General features: G+C 32.3%; 21 protein-coding genes. 4 read left to right on the plus strand and 17 right to left on the minus strand.

The genetic code is table 11. The annotated features are described in order from the left end of the window. The gene (locus MK115_RS02935; RefSeq protein WP_287609103.1) at window positions 1-789 is read right to left on the minus strand and encodes a tetratricopeptide repeat protein; all 789 of its coding nucleotides are present in this window, start codon (window positions 787-789) and stop codon (window positions 1-3) included. Further along, on the minus strand, window positions 776-1834 hold the full coding sequence (ruvB, locus tag MK115_RS02940) for a Holliday junction branch migration DNA helicase RuvB (RefSeq protein ID WP_287609105.1): 1059 nt from the start codon (window positions 1832-1834) through the stop codon (window positions 776-778). Before ruvB ends, MK115_RS02935 begins: the two co-directional genes overlap by 14 nt. Window positions 1835-1886: 52 nt before the next feature. Here ruvB and smpB point away from each other — a divergent pair, with 52 nt between their 5' ends. After that, the gene (smpB, locus tag MK115_RS02945) at window positions 1887-2381 is read left to right on the plus strand and encodes an SsrA-binding protein SmpB (protein ID WP_025895100.1); all 495 of its coding nucleotides are present in this window, start codon (window positions 1887-1889) and stop codon (window positions 2379-2381) included. Window positions 2382-2407: 26 nt separating this feature from the next. Here smpB and MK115_RS02950 read toward each other — a convergent pair whose 3' ends face one another. From MK115_RS02950 to MK115_RS02975, 6 genes are all read right to left on the minus strand, one after another. After that, window positions 2408-2653 carry a DUF8660 family protein gene (locus tag MK115_RS02950; protein WP_002805793.1) on the minus strand — a complete coding sequence of 82 codons (246 nt, stop codon included), beginning with the start codon at window positions 2651-2653 and terminating at the stop codon, window positions 2408-2410. 56 nt (window positions 2654-2709) lie between these two features. Then, window positions 2710-4221 carry a lysine--tRNA ligase gene (lysS, locus tag MK115_RS02955; RefSeq protein ID WP_287609119.1) on the minus strand — a complete coding sequence of 504 codons (1512 nt, stop codon included), beginning with the start codon at window positions 4219-4221 and terminating at the stop codon, window positions 2710-2712. A 50-nt stretch (window positions 4222-4271) separates the two neighbouring features. After that, window positions 4272-5018 (minus strand): response regulator transcription factor RpaB, encoded by a 747-nt coding sequence (gene rpaB / locus MK115_RS02960; RefSeq protein ID WP_011819231.1) that lies wholly within the window; start codon window positions 5016-5018, stop codon window positions 4272-4274. A 179-nt stretch (window positions 5019-5197) separates the two neighbouring features. Further along, on the minus strand, window positions 5198-5716 hold the full coding sequence (locus tag MK115_RS02965) for a hypothetical protein (RefSeq protein WP_287609124.1): 519 nt from the start codon (window positions 5714-5716) through the stop codon (window positions 5198-5200). Next, window positions 5716-6465: a rod shape-determining protein MreC gene (mreC, locus tag MK115_RS02970; protein ID WP_287609126.1), complete on the minus strand. Its 750-nt coding sequence runs from the start codon at window positions 6463-6465 to the stop codon at window positions 5716-5718. The genes MK115_RS02965 and mreC overlap by 1 nt, the downstream gene beginning before the upstream one ends. Window positions 6466-6469: 4 nt before the next feature. Continuing rightward, complete coding sequence (locus MK115_RS02975) at window positions 6470-7522, minus strand: rod shape-determining protein (protein ID WP_011819234.1); 1053 nt, start codon at window positions 7520-7522, stop codon at window positions 6470-6472. 131 nt (window positions 7523-7653) lie between these two features. Between MK115_RS02975 and MK115_RS02980 the strand changes: the two genes are divergently transcribed. Further along, on the plus strand, window positions 7654-8025 hold the full coding sequence (locus tag MK115_RS02980; protein ID WP_287609129.1) for a single-stranded DNA-binding protein: 372 nt from the start codon (window positions 7654-7656) through the stop codon (window positions 8023-8025). Here the strand turns inward: MK115_RS02980 and MK115_RS02985 are convergent. Both MK115_RS02985 and ahcY read right to left on the minus strand, forming a co-directional pair. Beyond that, entirely contained in the window at window positions 8022-8681 is a 660-nt protein-coding gene (locus MK115_RS02985) for a DedA family protein (RefSeq protein WP_287609131.1), read from the minus strand. The genes MK115_RS02980 and MK115_RS02985 overlap by 4 nt on opposite strands. A 2-nt stretch (window positions 8682-8683) precedes the next feature. Beyond that, window positions 8684-10102 carry an adenosylhomocysteinase gene (ahcY, locus tag MK115_RS02990; protein WP_287609133.1) on the minus strand — a complete coding sequence of 473 codons (1419 nt, stop codon included), beginning with the start codon at window positions 10100-10102 and terminating at the stop codon, window positions 8684-8686. A 51-nt stretch (window positions 10103-10153) separates the two neighbouring features. Here ahcY and tsaE point away from each other — a divergent pair, with 51 nt between their 5' ends. After that, complete coding sequence (gene tsaE, locus MK115_RS02995) at window positions 10154-10591, plus strand: tRNA (adenosine(37)-N6)-threonylcarbamoyltransferase complex ATPase subunit type 1 TsaE (protein ID WP_287609134.1); 438 nt, start codon at window positions 10154-10156, stop codon at window positions 10589-10591. Here the strand turns inward: tsaE and MK115_RS03000 are convergent. After that, the gene (locus MK115_RS03000) at window positions 10549-11547 is read right to left on the minus strand and encodes a carbohydrate kinase family protein (RefSeq protein ID WP_287609136.1); all 999 of its coding nucleotides are present in this window, start codon (window positions 11545-11547) and stop codon (window positions 10549-10551) included. The two genes, tsaE and MK115_RS03000, sit on opposite strands and share 43 nt — an antisense overlap. An 89-nt stretch (window positions 11548-11636) precedes the next feature. Between MK115_RS03000 and MK115_RS03005 the strand changes: the two genes are divergently transcribed. Beyond that, window positions 11637-12551, plus strand: a complete 915-nt coding sequence (locus tag MK115_RS03005) for an alpha/beta fold hydrolase (RefSeq protein WP_287609138.1) — start codon at window positions 11637-11639, stop codon at window positions 12549-12551. Here the strand turns inward: MK115_RS03005 and MK115_RS03010 are convergent. The 6 genes from MK115_RS03010 to gyrB form a co-directional block, all read right to left on the minus strand. Beyond that, window positions 12536-13537, minus strand: a complete 1002-nt coding sequence (locus MK115_RS03010) for an RpoD/SigA family RNA polymerase sigma factor (RefSeq protein ID WP_287609140.1) — start codon at window positions 13535-13537, stop codon at window positions 12536-12538. The two genes, MK115_RS03005 and MK115_RS03010, sit on opposite strands and share 16 nt — an antisense overlap. A 100-nt stretch (window positions 13538-13637) precedes the next feature. Beyond that, complete coding sequence (gene mgtE / locus MK115_RS03015; RefSeq protein WP_287609142.1) at window positions 13638-15044, minus strand: magnesium transporter; 1407 nt, start codon at window positions 15042-15044, stop codon at window positions 13638-13640. Window positions 15045-15087: 43 nt separating this feature from the next. Further along, entirely contained in the window at window positions 15088-15417 is a 330-nt protein-coding gene (locus MK115_RS03020) for a CrcB family protein (RefSeq protein ID WP_287609144.1), read from the minus strand. Between the two features lies 1 nt (window position 15418). Then, window positions 15419-15784 (minus strand): fluoride efflux transporter FluC, encoded by a 366-nt coding sequence (locus MK115_RS03025; protein ID WP_287609146.1) that lies wholly within the window; start codon window positions 15782-15784, stop codon window positions 15419-15421. Between the two features lie 3 nt (window positions 15785-15787). Continuing rightward, the gene (locus MK115_RS03030) at window positions 15788-16117 is read right to left on the minus strand and encodes a hypothetical protein (protein ID WP_287609148.1); all 330 of its coding nucleotides are present in this window, start codon (window positions 16115-16117) and stop codon (window positions 15788-15790) included. After that, complete coding sequence (gene gyrB, locus MK115_RS03035) at window positions 16114-18081, minus strand: DNA topoisomerase (ATP-hydrolyzing) subunit B (RefSeq protein WP_025961579.1); 1968 nt, start codon at window positions 18079-18081, stop codon at window positions 16114-16116. The genes MK115_RS03030 and gyrB overlap by 4 nt, the downstream gene beginning before the upstream one ends. Window positions 18082-18114 lie beyond the last annotated feature (33 nt).

Here is an 18114-nt window from a genome sequence, read left to right on the forward strand (position 1 = left end):
TTATTTTAAATCGATAAAGTTCATTAAATCTTTAATTGGTTGTGGAGGCCATCTTCTTATTTTTTTTAACCATTCTTCATCACTATATCTAGGATCTAATTCAGTTACCGCTATCCAATTACTCTCTGCTTTACCAGCTTCACCATTAGACCAATTCAAAGCTGTTAAAGCTGCCCTAGCATCTGCAAAAGTTGGATAACGTCTAATTAACTTTATTAATTCTTTTTCAGCTTCATCAATATTTCCCAACTGGAAATCTGCTAACGCCAAACTTGACCTAGCCATGGCAAATCCAGGATTATATAAAGCAGCTTTTGAGAATAAATCTCTTGCTTTATCCCAATGGGATGTAGATCCTTCGACGTTAGCTAAATTATATAATGCAGAGAAATTTTTACTATCTAGGGAAATAACGAACATATAATCTTTTTTCGCTTGCGACCATAAACCCAATGCTTCCTCAGCTATCCCCCTGTTAATGTAAGGATCTATTTCACTAGGATTCAAACTTATTGCCTTATTTTGGTCATCTATTGATCCCTTAACATCTCCTACAACAAGTCTTACATTTCCTCTATTGCTAAAACCTGCAGCATCATCAGGATAAGAATCGAGATATTGATTCCATTCTTGTAAAGCGAGATTAAATTTTCCGCCTGAACTAAGATCTAACGCATTTTTAAACAAATCCTCTCTCAAAGATAATGAATAGCATGGTGCAATATAAAAAATATTGAAAAAAATAAAAATTAATAAAAAACAAACCTTAACTTTTTTAAAAGTTATCATCTTTTGAATCAATGTACTTTTTTCCTAAAGCAGTAAGCAATCTTCCTCGAGGAGTTCTCGTGAGAAAACCAATTTTAATAAGATATGGCTCAACAACAAATTCTAACATTGAAGAATCATCGCCCAACCCAGATGCAATTGAATCAAGGCCAGTTGGAATATTATTGTTTTGGTTAAGAAAAGATAAATAGTGTCTATCTAAAGAATCCAATCCTTTTTCGTCTATTTGGTAAGAATTTAAAGCTTTTTTTATTAAATTCACTGAGATAGTATTAGTTTTCATAACAACTTGAGCATAATCTCTAACTCGTCTTAATAATCTTAAAGCAATTCTTGGAGTCCCTCGAGATATCTTTGCTAAATCATAAGATGCTTCATCATCTAAATTGAGGTTTATTAATCGGGAGAAATTAACAATTATTTGTTTTAATTCATCATATGTATAAAATTCAATTTTCTGAGATATACCAAATCTATCTCTTAGAGGTGCACTTATTGAGGCTAATTTAGTTGTCGCGCCAATCAGAGTAAACCTAGGAAGATTAATTGTTCTGCAACGGGCTCCTCTATTAGCTCCCATAGTTAAGTCAAGTCTAAAATCCTCCATTGCAGAATATAACAACTCTTCAGTTAACCTATTTAAGCGATGTATCTCATCGATAAATAAAACTTCACCTTCTTTTAATCCAAGAAGTAAACCTACAATATCTCTTGGTCTTTCAATTGCTGGTGCAGTCGCAATCCTACATTTTGTATTCAATTCATGGGCTATCAAAAAAGCAAGAGTAGTCTTACCTAGACCAGGCTGTCCATATAAAAGAGTATGCTCCAAAGGTTCTTTTCTAATAATTGAAGCATCTATAGCTATTCTTAAAGAAGATTTAAGTTGTTCTTGGCCAATAAATTCTTTTAAAGTAAGAGGCCGGGCTAAGTTCAGATTATTATTTCTCTTTTCTTCTGGAATGATTTTTGAATCAACTAGCCTAAGCTCTTTTTTACGAAGAGAAAAGTCATTATCGCCTATATTGGAAGAAATTATTGCCATAATGAAAGGTTAATTGCAATTGTTCTGAGTAGAAAGATTTTTTACAACTAAAATGGCAAAAAATTCAAACAAAGTTAAAAAAAATACTAATAAAGCAAATAATTTTAAACTTCTAGCTGAGAATAGATATGCAAAATTTCAATATGCAATATCTGAAACAATCGAAGCTGGAATTGAGCTTTTAGGGACTGAAGTAAAGTCCATTAGAAACGGAAAAGCAAATTTAAGAGATGGATACTGTTCATTCAGAGATGGTGAGATCTTATTATTAAATGTTCACATTTCACCACATAAAAATGTGGGGTCTTTCTTTAATCATGATCCATTAAGAAATAGAAAGTTGCTACTACATAAAAAAGAAATAATAAAAATGAAATCCAATACTGAAAAAAAAGGAATGACTATTGTTCCATTATCTCTTTATTTAAAAGGCTCATGGATAAAACTAACTATTGGAGTTGGCAAAGGGAAAAAATTACATGACAAACGACAAGATGAAAAACAAAAAAGCATAAAAAAAGAAATCAACTCTGCACTAAAAAGATAAAAGATTAGGCAGAATTATTGAAAATATCAATCTAAACTTACTGAACTTGGAGGTGGGGAAGGATCTGGATCTGCAATTAGCATATGCTGCAATACAGTTTCTGGCCTCTCACTATCTCTCCAGCGAATTTTGTATGCAGGCATTTTTGTACCTCTACTTGTAGTTTGCTCTACTGGTTCAATAACCCATCCTCTTCTTGATCGGCCTTGAGGATTTCTTTTTACTACTGCATCCGCGTGTTTGAAACGGAAACCAACACGTTCACCACTCATTTAAAAAATTTCGTATTGGATTAATTTAACTATTTTACTTCATTCGAGGGTAATTTTTAACTTTTTTTGGAAGTTATTTCTGGTTTTAACAATGGGAAAGGGATTACATCTCTAATCGATGCGCTATTAGTAATTAACATAATTAGCCTATCAATGCCTATACCTAATCCTCCCGTAGGCGGCATGCCAATCTCTAAAGCATTTAAAAAATCTTCATCTATACAGTGAGCCTCAAGATCTCCTTCATCTCTAAGAGATTGCTGTAATTGCATTCTTTCTCTTTGATCTACTGGATCTATCAACTCACTAAACGCATTTGCCAGTTCTCGACCAACAATGAATAATTCAAATCTCTGAACTATTTCTTTATTATCATGATGAGGCCTAGCTAAAGGAGAAATTTCAACAGGATAATCAATAACAAAAGTGGGTTCTATAAGTTTTGATTCTACTTTTTGCTCGAAGACCTCATTTAAAAGTCTTCCCATAGTATTTACTTTATTAGAACAATCAACATTGATATTTTTAACGGCTTGTTTTGCTGCTAGAAAGTCTCCACTGAAAGAATCAAAATCAATCCCTGTATATTTTTTGACAATATCTTTCATGGATATTCTTAACCAAGGCTTAGAAAAATCAATTTCTTTATTTTGATAATTTATAATTAAAGACCCACATGCATCAGCTACGATATCTTTAATCAATTCTTCAGTTAAATTCATCATATCTACATAATCAGAATAAGCTTCATAAATTTCAACTGAGGTGAATTCTGGATTATGCCTTGTACTTATCCCCTCATTACGGAAGATTCTTCCCAATTCATATACTTTCTCAAATCCTCCAACAACCATTCTTTTTAAATGTAATTCTGTAGCTATTCTTAGATACAGCGGAATATCTAATGTATTGTGATGAGTTATAAATGGTCTTGCTTCAGCACCACCAGCTTCAGATTGCAGAATTGGAGTCTCTATCTCTAAAAAATTTCTATTATCTAGCCATTTTCTTATAAAACTTATACATTTCGCTCTGGTTTTAAATACATTTTTGGAGTGAGGATTTACTATTAAATCTAAATAACGTTGTCTATATCTTTTTTCAATATCAGTCAATCCATGCCATTTATCTGGGAGAGGTTGTAATGATTTGGATAACATTTCCCATTTTTCTACTTTAATTGAAAGCTCACCTTTATTAGTTTTTTTAATAGTTCCATAGACGCCTATCCAATCACCAATATCTACTATTTCCTTGAGATCTTCAAAAGAAAGTAATTTTTGTTTTTCTAAATTGAAATTAATAATCCTTTTATCTAGATAAAGCTGAATCTGACCTTCTTGATCGCTTATTGTGAAAAAGGCAATTTTGCCCATTACCCTTTTTGCCAGAACTCTACCAGCAATAGAAACACTGAAGTCTTCCTCTTGACCATTTTCTAGATGATCAAATTTTTGAATAAGAAAACTGGTAGTATGTGATACCTTAAAACTCTGTGCGTAAGAAGCAAATCCTTTACTAACGAGTGAATTAGCTTTTTGTAAGCGTGCTTCTTTTATTTCAGACAAAATTTATTTTAATATATTTGTTTTATTTAATAAAATTATCAGACTATTGCTCAACTTGCCAAAGATGTTGCTGTTTCGCCAACTCTCTGAGATGCGTAACCAATTCCTCTAACAGTTAGTATTAATTCTGGATTTCTTGGATCTGGTTCCAATTTACCTCTTAGTCTTGCAACATATACATCTACAACTCTTAAATCTGCCGCTCTACGAGGAGGATAGCCCCACAGCTGTTCCAAAATTTCTGCTCGAGGAACAACCTTACCAGGTTCGTCAAATAATAACTCTAGGAGACTAAATTCAGTATAAGTTAGACTAATTCTATCTCCAGCTCTAGAAACTTGTCTGCGATTAGTATCAACAACTAAACTTCCAAATTTCATAACTCCTTTGCCTGAAGGAACTTCTTTGGTTTCAGTAACCGATACAGTTGGGCCCATTCTTCTCAAAATTGTAGCTATTCTAGCCTCTAACTCTTTTGGGCTAAATGGTTTAGATAAGTAATCATCAGCTCCTAAATCCAAACCAGCAACTCTCTCTGAAATAGCCTCTAGAGCGGTTAAAAATATTATTGGTACTACTGACTCAGCTCTAATTCTTCTACAAACAGCAAATCCATCCATTTTTGGAAGCATAACATCAAGAACTATCAAATCTGGGGAATCCCTGTGAAAAGACTCAAGAGCTTCTTCGCCGTTAGTGGCTGAATAAACTTGATATCCTGCTAGTTGAAGCCTCGTAACTAATACCTTCAAAACTGCTGGTTCATCATCAACAACTAAAATTCTTGCTTTTGACATAGTTAAAAAAGATTTCTCGATATTTCAAAGCAAAGAACTATTGCATTGAATATTTATTCTAACAATTAAAAATATAACATTACGAACCCTCAAAGAGATATTCCTAAGGTTTACAAACATTTTAAATGATCTTAAGGTGTATAAATTTTTCAAACACTTTTACCTCTTGGCAAAATTTATTACTGTATTTTTCTTCTTGAAAATTTAAACATTCTTAAAAGTTGGGAGCAAATAAAGGGAGCAAAAAAACCTGTCAAAAAAACTTCAGCTAAGATATTTCTAACACTGGGAATCAAAATTAAAGAATTAATATCTGAATAATTTCTAAACAAAATTTGTAAAAAATAAAGAGTCCCACATAAAAAACTTCCAAAAGAACAAATTAAACCATACCTAAAATGTCCCAACAAAATATCACTATGTAATTTAATTCTCCCAAACAAAAACCCACAAAAAATTAAGCCTGGTATTTGAGTAAAACTTTCATTTAAAGTTAGAGAATCTAAGATGAGACCTAAAAACAAACCAAATATTAATCCATTGATTGATCCATTAATCATTGACCAAGGCAATAACCAAAATAACGGCCAATATGGCTGAACACCTAAAAATCCAAGCCAATTAGGGTGCCACAAAAAAATAATTGGGATAAAAATAAAGCTTATTATGGATAATTTTTTTGTAAAAAATTTATTCATTAAATATTTACTTTCAAAATTTGCACCCAATCAATTACATGAGGTTTTGCTAAAAGTGAAATTTTTGCCGTTTTTTTTGATTTCAATGTCTCATCTATAGATTGGACAATACCAATAGGGATATTTGGAGGTAATAAAGTACTAGCAGGAGAAGATGATACAAAATCTCCGACTTTAATATCAGCATCTTTTGAATAAAGTATTAGGCTAGGATAATCATCTCCTAAACCGACTAGTAATCCATTGATTTGAATTCTATCCACCCAAACGCCTAACTTACTTTCTGGAGAAGTTATTAAAGTTACCGACGAAGTGAATAAAGAAGTATTCTTTACTCTTCCTAATAATCCACCTGGACCAATCACAATATTACCAATTTCTACTCCATCCTTTGAACCTTTGTTTAAAATTATTTGTCTCCACCAACTACCTGTTTTTCTCGAAATAACTGCAGCTGAAATATGTTCATCATTAGATGATTCTTGAAGAGATAAGATTTGTCGCAATCTTATATTATCTTTTTTAAGAAGATTTAACTTTATTAAATATTCTTGATCAATACTCTCAAGAACAATTTCTTTTTGAAATTGACCAGGCCAAAAAGGTTTTGAAATAAAATAATAAAAATCTTTATAAAAAGCTCCTTTTGATATTCTTACAAAAACCAAAAATAAAAAAATTGCAAAAAATAGCCAATTTTTCTTTTTATGCCACCAACGACTAGTAGAAATTCGTCGGATACCTAACATAACATTAATCTCTTATGGCATTCCTTATAAATTCTGGAGTGTCAACAACTCTTTTGAGTTTTTTAAAATCATCCAACACCTCTCCACAACCATTCACTACGCAAAGCAGTGGGTTTTCTGCTATGTGAGTAAAAATTCCTGTTTCATCGCTCAATAAATCATTAATGCCTCTCACTAAAGCTCCACCACCTGCAAGCATAATCCCTCTATCAACAATATCTGCAGCAAGTTCAGGAGGAGTTCGCTCTAAAGTTCTTTTTACAGCTTCGACTATTTTGCTAAGTGTTTCAGCCATAGCTTCTCTGATTTCTCCTGATGTCAAAGTGACTGACCTAGGTAGACCAGATAAAAGATGTAAACCTCTAACCTCTAAAGTAGTTTTATCAAAATCATCATCTGGAAATGCAGATCCAATTTTTATCTTGATATCTTCTGCAGTTCTCTCTCCAACAACTAAATTGTGAACTTTTTTAAGATATAGCGCAATTGACTCATTTATTTCATCGCCAGCTATTCGAACAGATTCACTCAATACAGTTCCACCTAAACTTAATACTGCAACCTCAGTAGTACCTCCACCAATATCAACAATCATTGTTCCAATTGGCTCAGTTACTGGTAATGATGCTCCTATTGCTGCTGCAACAGGTTCATCAATTAAATGAACTTCTCTAGCTCCCGCTAATCCAGCTTCTCTTACTGCTCTTCGCTCAACACTAGTAACTCCACTTGGAATACCAATCACTATTCTTGGGGCTACTATCCCCTTGCCTTCATTACATTTTTGAATAAATGTTTTTATCATTTGTTCTGCAGCATCAAAATCTGCGATAACCCCATCTCTTAGTGGTCTTACAGCTCTTATATTGCCAGGGGTCCTTCCAAGCATTAACTTTGCTTCTTTACCAACAGCTAATGGAATCCCTTCTTCTAAATCCATAGCTACCACAGAAGGCTCCTGTAAAACAACGCCTTTTCCTGATACATGTATAAGAGTATTGGCCGTTCCCAAATCTATGCCAATATCTCTAGAAAATTTAAATCTGTTAAAAATCACAATAAGAATTCTTTTTATAAATAATATATCTATTTTTTAGTAAGCTCTCAGAATTCTGTCGTTTAGTTATGAATAGCACGCAAAACTTTGAGCAGAACCTGAAAATATGAGTAGTATTAAAAAAAAAAATTATGGAAATTAACACTATTAACCTTGTTGGCAGAGCAGGAAGAGAACCAGATGTCAGATATTTTGAATCAGGCAGTATCGTAGCGAATTTCACAATTGCAGTTAACAGAAGAAGCAGAGATGAAGAGCCAGATTGGTTTAATTTAGAAATATGGGGCAAGCAAGCACAAATAGCCGCAGATTATGTGAAAAAAGGATCATTAATTGGAATTACAGGAAGCTTTAAAATTGATAGTTGGAAAGATAAAAATACTGGGGAAGATAGATATAAACCAGTTGTTAGGGTAGATAGATTAAACTTACTAGGCTCACGAAAAGATACTGATAATAACCAATATTCTAACAACAGTAACTCAAGTGAAATTCCTTTCTAAGCTCTATTTTTTTTCAAAAATCTAAAAAGTATTTTTATAAAAAAATATAAGAAAATTAAAATTAAAATTGGCTTTACAACATATTTGATTTGATCTAAATAAGTTTGAATGATTGGATAATTTTCACCAAATAAATAACCTGAATAAGTGAGAAGTGCTACCCATATCAAGCTCCCAAATGTAGTCCAAAGCAAAAATTTTCTTAATGGCATAAGTTCTATGCCAGCGGGAACTGAAATTAAAGTTCTTATACCTGGTACTAATCGGCCCCAAAAAACTAAAGAAACCCCGTACTTATCAAACCACCTTTTACTTTTACTTAAATCATTAGAAGAAATACCCAGATATTTTCCTTTTTTATCTAGAAAATTTGAAAGTCTTTTTTCATTTACTAATCTACCTAAATAATACCAAGGCAATGATCCTAAAATAGTTCCAAGTAATCCCCAAAAAACTAAAATATAGAAATTTAATTTTTGTTGATAAACAAAAAAACCTCCCAATGGCATTATTATTTCCGAAGGAATTGGAGGTATTATGTTTTCCAAAAACATAGCCAAACAAATAGTGAGGTATGCAATTGTTGAATTCTTTTCAACAGCCAAACTAATATAGTCGGGAATTGAAGTAAGAAAATTTACAAAAATTAAACTCAAACTTAGTATCTATAAAGCTCTGGTTTGTAAGGTCCTTCAACAGAGACATTAATATAGTCAGCTTGTTCCTTAGTTAATTTTGTTAATTTTGCACCAATTTTATCAAGATGTAATCTAGCTACCATTTCATCTAAATGCTTTGGTAAAACATAAACCTCCTTAGCATATTTTTCTGACTTATTGAAAAGTTCAATTTGAGCTAGTACTTGATTAGTAAAAGAATTACTCATAACAAAACTTGGATGTCCAGTGGCACAACCTAAGTTAACTAATCTACCTTCGGCTAAAAGAATTATTTTATTGCCACTCGGTAAAGTTATGTGATCAACCTGCGGCTTAATATTTTCCCATGGATAATCTTTCAATGAAGCCACATCAATTTCATTATCGAAATGACCAATATTACAAACTATGGCCTCATCTTTCATCTTGACAAGATTTTCGTTTGTTATTACCTGATAGTTCCCAGTTGCTGTAACAAATATATCTATATCTTCCACAACATCGTCTAATGTAACAACGCTAAAACCTTCCATTGCCGCTTGAAGAGCACAAATTGGATCAACTTCAGCAACTTTTACAATTGCACCAAGTCCTCTTAGAGACTGGGCTGAACCTTTACCTACATCTCCAAAACCCATTACTAAAGCAACCTTCCCAGCAATCATCACATCAGTTGCGCGCTTTATACTATCTACTAAAGATTCGCGACAGCCATATAAATTATCAAATTTGCTCTTAGTTACTGAATCATTAACGTTGATAGCAGGGAAAGGTAAAGCATTTTGCTTTTGCAGTTGATAAAGTCTTGCAACTCCCGTTGTAGTTTCTTCAGTGACACCAATGATATTACTCTTAATTCTAGAATAGAAGTCACTATCATTTTCCAACTTAGACTTAATAGAATTGAATAAAGCAATTTCTTCTTCATTACCGGGATTATCTAAAACAGATAAATCTTTTTCTGCTTTACTACCGAGTATCAATAAGCCAGTTGCATCTCCCCCATCATCAAGAATCATATTTGGAGAGTCTGAACCCCAATCAAGGATATAGTGGGTATATTGCCAATATTCATCAAGAGTCTCACCTTTTTTTGCGTATACAGAAATTCCTTGATCTGCGATAGCTGCAGCCGCATGATCTTGAGTTGAAAAAATATTGCATGAAGCCCATTTCACTTCTGCACCAAGATCAACAAGAGTTTCTATTAAGACTGCTGTCTGAATAGTCATATGAAGACTTCCAGCTATTTTTGCACCTTTTAGTGGCTTTTCAGATTGATATTTATCTCTAAGTGCCATTAATCCAGGCATTTCTGTTTCAGCAATTTTAATTTCTTTACGACCAAAATCTGATAAAGAGATATCAGCAATTACGTAATTAGGTATAGAGGTCTTAACTGAATTTGCGATAACCATATCTAGTAAATACTTTTTCTATTAAACTATAAATGATTTTTGTGTAATTTTGTGTTTGTTGAGAATTTAAAAGAGACTTTAAATTTAGGAAAAAAACTCTCACACAAATTAAATCCCCAATCAATTGTTTTATTACAGGGTCCAATTGGGGCTGGGAAAACTTCATTTGTTCAAGGGATTGCTAAAGGCTTATCAATCTCTGAGGACATTACAAGCCCTACATTTGCTTTATCGCATCACTATAACTCCGGAAAAATTCCACTAATTCACCTTGATTTATACAGGTTAGAAAATGTTTCTTCAGCAAAAGAAGTTTTTTTTTCAGAAGAAGAAGAGGCAATACAAAGACAAGCTATTTTAGTTATTGAATGGCCAGAATTAATAGAACCAGTTATTGATAATTTCTGGAAAATAGAAATTAGTTACGCAAAAAATTATGGAAGAAACTACGAAATAAGAGATCCCAAAAATTTATTAACCTTCTCATAATATGGCTGTTGCTCGATGGCGCCTTCACCAAGACAAGTTAATAATCCACAAACACCTGCGAACTTAATGCAATCTTCTATCTCTAGTTCATTTGAAGGATAGCCAGAAGAAATTAATTTTGAAATTAAGCCAGCTAGAAAAGCATCGCCTGCGCCAGTTGTATCAACAATTTTTTGTGAAGTAGGAGTTTCGGTAATTCCCTGCAATCCATTGATATACCATGCAACGGGATTTTTTCCATCAGTTATTATTACATCTGGTCTATTAGACAATTGTTGAGATATTAGCAAGGGATTTTCATCCTCAAAAAACAAAGTTGCTTCTTCCTTAGCAAGTTTTAAAACATTTGCATGATTTAAAAATTTCTTGATTAAATTAACTCTCGCGGCTTTACTAATTTCTGATGAAAAACTTGAATGATCCCAAAAGACCTCTCTCCAATTCAAATCAATAACTATTTTGACTTCAAATTTTTTAGCCTGTTCAAGAAGAAAAAAAATAGTCTCTGCTGATATTGGAGATGATAATAAGATCGTTCCTGTAACCAAATATTTTGTTTCTAGAAAAGATTTCTCCAAATTTAAAATTTCTTTTTCGATTAATTTCTTACTAAGAACTTCGTCTGCAAAGCATGAATGAGAACTTTCCTCAAAGCCTGAAAAAAAACGATCTCCAAATTGATCTCTATCTACATTAACCACGCGAGTAGATGAATCATTATCTAATTGCAAGAAATCTAAATTAACGTCCAATTCATTAAATTGCGTAATAAATTTTTTTCCATAATCATCACTACCCAAACTTCCTATAAATGTTGAATCTATTTTTAATTTTCTTAATGCACAAGCAACATTAGCCGGCGCACCACCCAAAAAATCTGTAAATCCTTGATTTGACTTATTTCTGATTCTGTCTATTAAAGCCTCTCCAATACATATGACCTTTTTCTTTTTCATAAAATGAACGCTTTTTCTTAACTAAGAATAATTTATTAAAAACGAATAATTTTTTTTTGAATTAAAGTTTAATTAAAAGCATATTCATAGTGTCTTTAAATAAATCTGAAACTTGGAAGTGGAAAAATTGGGAAATTTCTTGGTCTTTATCAAAAGAATCTACTTCTGAAAAAAATATTAAAATTTTATTAGTTCATGGATTTGGGGCATCAAAAAACCACTGGAGACATAATCAAGATTTTCTTGGTAAATTTTCTAACTGCTACGCAATTGACTTATTAGGATTTGGGAAAAGCAGTCAGCCTAGTGCTTTATTAAATTACGAACCTGATAAAGAAAACTCAATTAAATATTCATTTGACTTATGGGGTAATCAAATATCAACATTTTGTGCAGAGGTAATAAAATCTCCTGTTTACTTGGTAGGAAATTCAATTGGTGGTGTTATTGCATTGAAAGCTGCTGAAATCCTCAAAGATAATTGCAAAGGTGTCATTTTGATTGATTGTGCACAAAGAACTATGGATGATAAACGTTTAAAAAAAAGTGATATCTTAATGAATCTACTGAGACCCGTCCTTAAAACGATAGTCAGACAAAGAGTAATTAGTAATACACTTTTTACAAGAGCTGCTAATCCAAAAGTTATAAAGAAAATACTTGAACAAGCTTACCCTTCAGGAAAAAATATCGATAAAGAATTGATTGAAATACTTTATCAACCCTCTCAAAGGAAAAACTCTAAAGAAGCATTTCGTGGTTTTATTAACTTATTTGATGACTATCTTGCTACTGACCTTTTCGATAAGGTTGATGCTCCAATCCAATTGATTTGGGGAGAAAAAGATCCTTGGGAATCTTTAAATGAAGCAAAAGAGTGGAAGAAAAAATTCAGGAATATTAAAAGATTAGATATTATTAATGGGGCTGGTCATTGTCCTCATGATGAAGAACCTGAAAAAACAAATAAGTTAATAAATGAATTTATTCAAGAAACAAAATAAGCTTCTACATTATCACTAAGTCTTCTCAAGCCTCTTAATCCATCTCTTTCTAGGTTTCTTACTCGATCTCTACTTATCCCTAGTACCCTTCCTATACCTGTAAGAGACATTGGCTCATCACCATCCATTCCGTATCTCATTCTTAAAACTCTACATTGCAGATCAGGTAATTGATGTAAAAGAGAATGCAGATCACCTCTCATACAATCCATCTCTATTTGTTCGTCTGGCAAATCCTCGCCCCCTGCCAGTAAATCTAATAAAACAGTATCTTCACCATCACCAACTTTGGTTTCAAGACTAACTGGCTGCCCAGCTTTGCACATTAAATCTTTAACGTCATCTTCTGGAAGCTCTACGTATTTCGCAAGTTCACTTACAGTTGGAGTTCTAGACATTTCTTGACTGAGCTCTCTTTGACCTTTTTTTAACTTATTCAACATTTCAGTTATGTGAATTGGTAGCCTTATCGCCCGACTTTTTTCAGCTATTGCTCTTGTAATACCTTGTCTAATCCACCAGTATGCATATGTTGAAAACTTATAACCTCTGGCTGGATCAAATTTTTCAACTCCTCTGACTAGTCCTATAGTTCCCTCCTGAATTAAATCTAAAAGTTCCATATTTCTTTTTGTATATTTTTTTGCAACGCTTACTACCAATCTTAAATTTGCTGCAACCATCCTTTCTTTAGCTCTCTGTCCAGCTCTCAATCTTTTTTTAATTATGGAAGTAGATAAATTTAATTTGGTCGATAATTCATCAATACTAGGCTTATCTCCTGTTAATTCAATAATTTCTAATTCTGCTCTTTCAACTTCCATGTACTCTTGAACTTGTCTACCTAGAGTAATTTCTTGCTCATGAGATAGTAATGGAACTCTTCCTATATCCCTTAAGTATGACCGAACAAGATCAACATCATTACTACTTTTTATACTCGCGATTGAAGTTAGTTTATTTTCACTTATTGTTTCAGAAGACATGAAAGTTGAATGATGTTTTGTAAACAATACCATTAAGAAATGTAAAGTTAAACAAAAAAATCCACATTTTTACAAAAATGAGAATAAATACCTAGTCAATTTAGGTCAATGATGAGTTTAATAGCCATTTTGCTGTACTGAGATAAATAAATACACCAGCAATATCAGTGACGGTTGTAATGAAAGGGGAGGACATTAAGGCTGGATCCAATTTCATTCTGTCAAACAACAAAGGGAGGATCGCTCCTGTTGTAGCAGCTAAAGTTGTTATGGATATTAAACTTATTCCCACAGCAGAAGCTATTAAAGGCCCTTCTCCTTGCCACCAAGCGAAAGGAAATACTACAAGCATCATGAAAACACCTAAAAGAGCGCCTGTTATTGCCTCCTTAACTACTGCCTTAATTGCACCAAGAGACTTCAATTTTTGAGTACTTAAACCTCTAATGACAACCGTTGAACTTTGAGCACCAACATTTCCCCCAGTACCTATAAGTAGTGGAATAAATGCAGCTAATAAAACTATTTCTTTTAATATTTGATCATTCATAGCTATAACTTTTGTCGTTAAACCATTTGCCAAAACCAAAATTAATAACCATAAAATTCTTCTTCGAGCAATCGTAAACAAACTACTTTGGAAATAATCATCTTCATCTCCAGGTTGTACTGCCCCCGCTGCATAAATATCTCTTGTTGCTTCTTGTTCTATGACATCAATTAAATCATCAACAGTTACTATCCCAACCAGTCTTTTTTCTTTATCAACAACTGGGAGAGCTAAAAAATCATATCTTTGTATTGCTCTAGCAACCTCTTCTTGATTCGTATTAGTAGAAATATTAACTACATCTCTTGTCATAACGTCTCCAATTGGCTTAGAAGGATCAGCAGTTACAAGGTCTCTTAAAGAGAGAATACCAGTTAAATGTCTTTCTTTATCTGTAACATATAAGCTATAAATAGTTTCAGTAAATGGGGCTCTTTTTCTAACTAAAGAAAGAGCCTCAGCTGCTGTTTGCATCTCTTTAAGGTCTATAAATTCAGTTGTCATTAATCTTCCAGCAGTTTCAGGCTCATATCCAAGTAATTCAGCTGTTACTTTCCTTTCACCAGGACTAAGAGCAGACAAAAATTTTCGTACAACTTTTGCAGGTAATTCATCAAAGAGTTGAACCCTATCATCAGGAGACATTTTTTCAACGATTTCTAAAACTTCTCCTGAACGAAGTCTTTCTAATAAAGTTTGCTGAACTACTGGATCTAAATATTCATAAACCTCAATTGCTTCATTTTTCTTTAATAATCGAAATGCTAATGCCTGCAATATTAGTGGAAGGCTTCCAATAGCATCTGCAATATCAACAGGTTGGGAAGGCTCTAAAAGTAACTTTGCCTCATCATAATTTCCCGCGATGAGCAATTCCTCAAGTTGAATAGTAATATTTTCTCTTGTACTTAAATCTGAAGATAACGATGTAACTGTTTCAAGATTATTTTCATTCATAAATATAATCCCTTATCAAAGTAACAACACCATTATATGAAATCTAAGTAATTTTTCTACTTATCCAGAACCCGAAAAGCATTGTGAATAAATTTACGATAATGATTAAATTAAAAAAAATTATAAATTTTATCCAATCCCCTTGATTTAAAATTTTGTACAAAAAATATATAAATCCGCTAAAGGATGTAAAGCAAGAAAAAAAACCACTCAATAAAATTTTTTCAGTTGAATCACTCAATCTTCTACTGATAAAAAAACCCACTAAAAATGATCCAATTATTGAAATAAAAAAATTATTATTTATAGTTAATCTTAAAAAAGTAGCTAGGTAAGCAGCTAAAAGAATATAAATAAAATTATTTATTTTCACTTTAAAAAAACTGAATAAGAAAATAACCTAAATAAAAGAAAAGGAATGAAAAAATTATCACTTCAATATAGTGGAAAAATAATCTTAGGAATTTTCTCTTTTGAAATAAAATAAATAATTGATAAATAAAGGAAGAAAATGTACTAAAACATCCTAAAAAACCACTATAAAATAACACTAATATTTCGTTATTAATAAAATTTAAAGCTACTAAAATTCCTAAAAAAAAAGATGATAAAAAATTTACTATTGAAGTATTTTGAATATCAAAACCTATACTTTTTTTAAAATTATTTTGTATGAATATTCTCAGTATTAATCCAAAAGTACTGCCGAGTAAAATTATACTTATTGAACTAAAATCCAAAATTTACATTTTTATCCAGCCTTTTAAAATCTTATTAGGATCATCTAAAAATTTATTAGAAGCTAATTCAACCCTAACCCAAGTTTCATTTTTGCTGACTTTCCAATTACGTAATACTGATAAAGTTGTACCTACATCAAGAACTAATAATTCCTTAGCATAAATTTCAGGACAAGAATAAAGAGAAGTATTGGAACTCAATATAATTTCATTTGTATTATTAGGGAACTTATTTTGATTTAAACTTTTTTGGATCCCACCAGCAGGTAATGTAATTGGAGCAATTAATGCAAAAGTAATTAAACAAAAATTCTTGAGAACATTATTAATCATATGTCTAAAGTTGCCATATCTAAGTTGCTACTATGAGTTTCAATAAATTCTCTTCTTGGTGCAACTTTATCTCCCATTAATATATTGAATATTCTGTCAGCTTCAAGTGCATCTTCGATTTCAACCCTTTTCATCATCCTCGTTTGAGGATTCATAGTTGTATCCCATAATTGTTTTGGCATCATCTCACCTAATCCCTTAAATCTTTGGATATTGTAATTTGCATTTTCTCCAAAACCTTGAATTGTATCCTTTAATTGATTCTCGTTATAACAGTAATTATGATTCTTACCTCTTTCAACTTTATAAAGAGGGGGACAAGCAATGTATATAAAACCTTTCTCAACAAGTTCTCTTTGGTATCTGTAAAAAAATGTCAGCAATAAAGTTCTTATATGAGCACCGTCAACATCAGCATCCGTCATAATTACAACTCTATGATATCTCAAAGAGCTCTCGTCGAACTCCTCTCCTTTTATTCCTAATCCTAGAGCTGTTATTAATGACTGTATTTCTGTATTTTTATATATTTTAGTATCGTCAGTTTTTTCAATATTAAGAATTTTACCCCTGAGAGGCAAAATAGCCTGAAAATTTCTATCTCGTCCTTGTTTTGCGGAGCCACCAGCTGAATCTCCTTCAACTATATAAATTTCTGATTCTGAGGGATCTCTAGAACTACAATCTGCTAATTTGCCCGGTAATGTAGAACTTTCTAGAACACTTTTTCTTCTTACTAATTCTCTAGCCCTTCTCGCAGCTTCTGCTGCATTAAATGATTGAATTGCTTTTTCAAGAATCAAGTCCAAAATTCCAGGATTGAATTCCATATATTTTGTGAGAGCCTCCCCAATGAGAGAATCCACAATTCCTCGTACTTCAGTATTTCCTAATTTTGTTTTTGTTTGTCCTTCAAATTCGGGATCTGGAACTTTTACTGATAAAACAACAGTCAAACCCTCTCTAATATTTTCGCCAGCTAAATTTTTTTCAATATCTTTTCTTTTGCCTCTCTTTTTTGCAAGATTATTGAAAGTTCTTGTCAGAACTGTTTTTAGCCCTTCAATATGAGTTCCTCCATCAATAGTTCTAATATTATTTGCAAATCCTAAAATATTATCTGAATATACATCTGAACACCATTGCAAAGCTGCTTCTACATATACATTTTCTTTCTGTGAGTCAACATAAATTATTTCAGGATGAATAGAATCTTTTTCAGCATTCATGTATTCAACATATTCTTTAATACCTCCTTGATACAAGTAAATTTCTTCTTTAAAAGAACCATCTGATAATTGATTTCTTTCATCTCTAAAAACAATTTTTACTCCGCCATTAAGATAAGCTAGCTCCCTTAATCTAGATGAAAGAAGAGCATATTCAAATTCAATTCCTCCAGAAAAAATCGTTTTGTCGGGTTTAAAGCAAATAGTTGTTCCTTTCTTAGATGGTTTGCCAGTCTGCTTTTTAGTTTCCAATTCACCCTTTGATACACCTTTTTCAAATCTTTGATTAAATTCGCTTCCATCCCTATAAACAGTCACATTAACCCATTCGCTTAGAGCATTAACTACAGATATTCCTACTCCATGCAAACCCCCTGAAACTTTATAACCACCACTTCCAAATTTACCTCCTGCATGAAGAACAGTTAGTACAGTTTCTAAGGCACTTTTCCCTGTTCTTGGATGAATATCTGTTGGAATACCTCGTCCATTATCAGAAATTAAAGCAGAACCATCTGCTCGAAGAACTATTTCTATGTGATCACAATGTCCTGCAAGTGCTTCATCAACCGAGTTATCAACTACCTCATATACTAAATGGTGTAATCCCCTAGGTCCTGTTGAACCTATATACATCCCAGGGCGTTTACGAACTGGTTCTAACCCCTCTAAAACCTGTATCTGTTCCGCGCCATAATCATTTGAGATTTTATTAGATCTTTTGTCCTCACTCATTTAATATAAAAAAAATATTAGACTTTTAAAATG

Origin of the sequence: Prochlorococcus sp. ALOHA_ZT_50, from assembly GCF_022447305.1 — a bacterium.
Lineage (GTDB): Bacteria > Cyanobacteriota > Cyanobacteriia > PCC-6307 > Cyanobiaceae > Prochlorococcus_A.

What these genes read in the sequence shown, in the direction of transcription:
- MK115_RS03010 (WP_287609140.1), bottom strand. Translation starts at nt 13,537, where the DNA reads ATGTCTTCTGAAACAATAAGTGAAAATAAACTAACTTCAATCGCGAGT.
- ruvB (WP_287609105.1), bottom strand. Translation starts at nt 1,834, where the DNA reads ATGGCAATAATTTCTTCCAATATAGGCGATAATGACTTTTCTCTTCGT.
- MK115_RS03030 (WP_287609148.1), bottom strand. Translation starts at nt 16,117, where the DNA reads ATGATTAATAATGTTCTCAAGAATTTTTGTTTAATTACTTTTGCATTA.
- mreC (WP_287609126.1), bottom strand. Translation starts at nt 6,465, where the DNA reads ATGTTAGGTATCCGACGAATTTCTACTAGTCGTTGGTGGCATAAAAAG.
- MK115_RS02935 (WP_287609103.1), bottom strand. Translation starts at nt 789, where the DNA reads ATGATAACTTTTAAAAAAGTTAAGGTTTGTTTTTTATTAATTTTTATT.
- smpB (WP_025895100.1), top strand. Translation starts at nt 1,887, where the DNA reads ATGGCAAAAAATTCAAACAAAGTTAAAAAAAATACTAATAAAGCAAAT.
- gyrB (WP_025961579.1), bottom strand. Translation starts at nt 18,081, where the DNA reads ATGAGTGAGGACAAAAGATCTAATAAAATCTCAAATGATTATGGCGCG.
- MK115_RS02980 (WP_287609129.1), top strand. Translation starts at nt 7,654, where the DNA reads ATGGAAATTAACACTATTAACCTTGTTGGCAGAGCAGGAAGAGAACCA.
- MK115_RS03000 (WP_287609136.1), bottom strand. Translation starts at nt 11,547, where the DNA reads ATGAAAAAGAAAAAGGTCATATGTATTGGAGAGGCTTTAATAGACAGA.
- MK115_RS02950 (WP_002805793.1), bottom strand. Translation starts at nt 2,653, where the DNA reads ATGAGTGGTGAACGTGTTGGTTTCCGTTTCAAACACGCGGATGCAGTA.
- mgtE (WP_287609142.1), bottom strand. Translation starts at nt 15,044, where the DNA reads ATGAATGAAAATAATCTTGAAACAGTTACATCGTTATCTTCAGATTTA.
- rpaB (WP_011819231.1), bottom strand. Translation starts at nt 5,018, where the DNA reads ATGTCAAAAGCAAGAATTTTAGTTGTTGATGATGAACCAGCAGTTTTG.
- ahcY (WP_287609133.1), bottom strand. Translation starts at nt 10,102, where the DNA reads ATGGTTATCGCAAATTCAGTTAAGACCTCTATACCTAATTACGTAATT.
- MK115_RS02965 (WP_287609124.1), bottom strand. Translation starts at nt 5,716, where the DNA reads ATGAATAAATTTTTTACAAAAAAATTATCCATAATAAGCTTTATTTTT.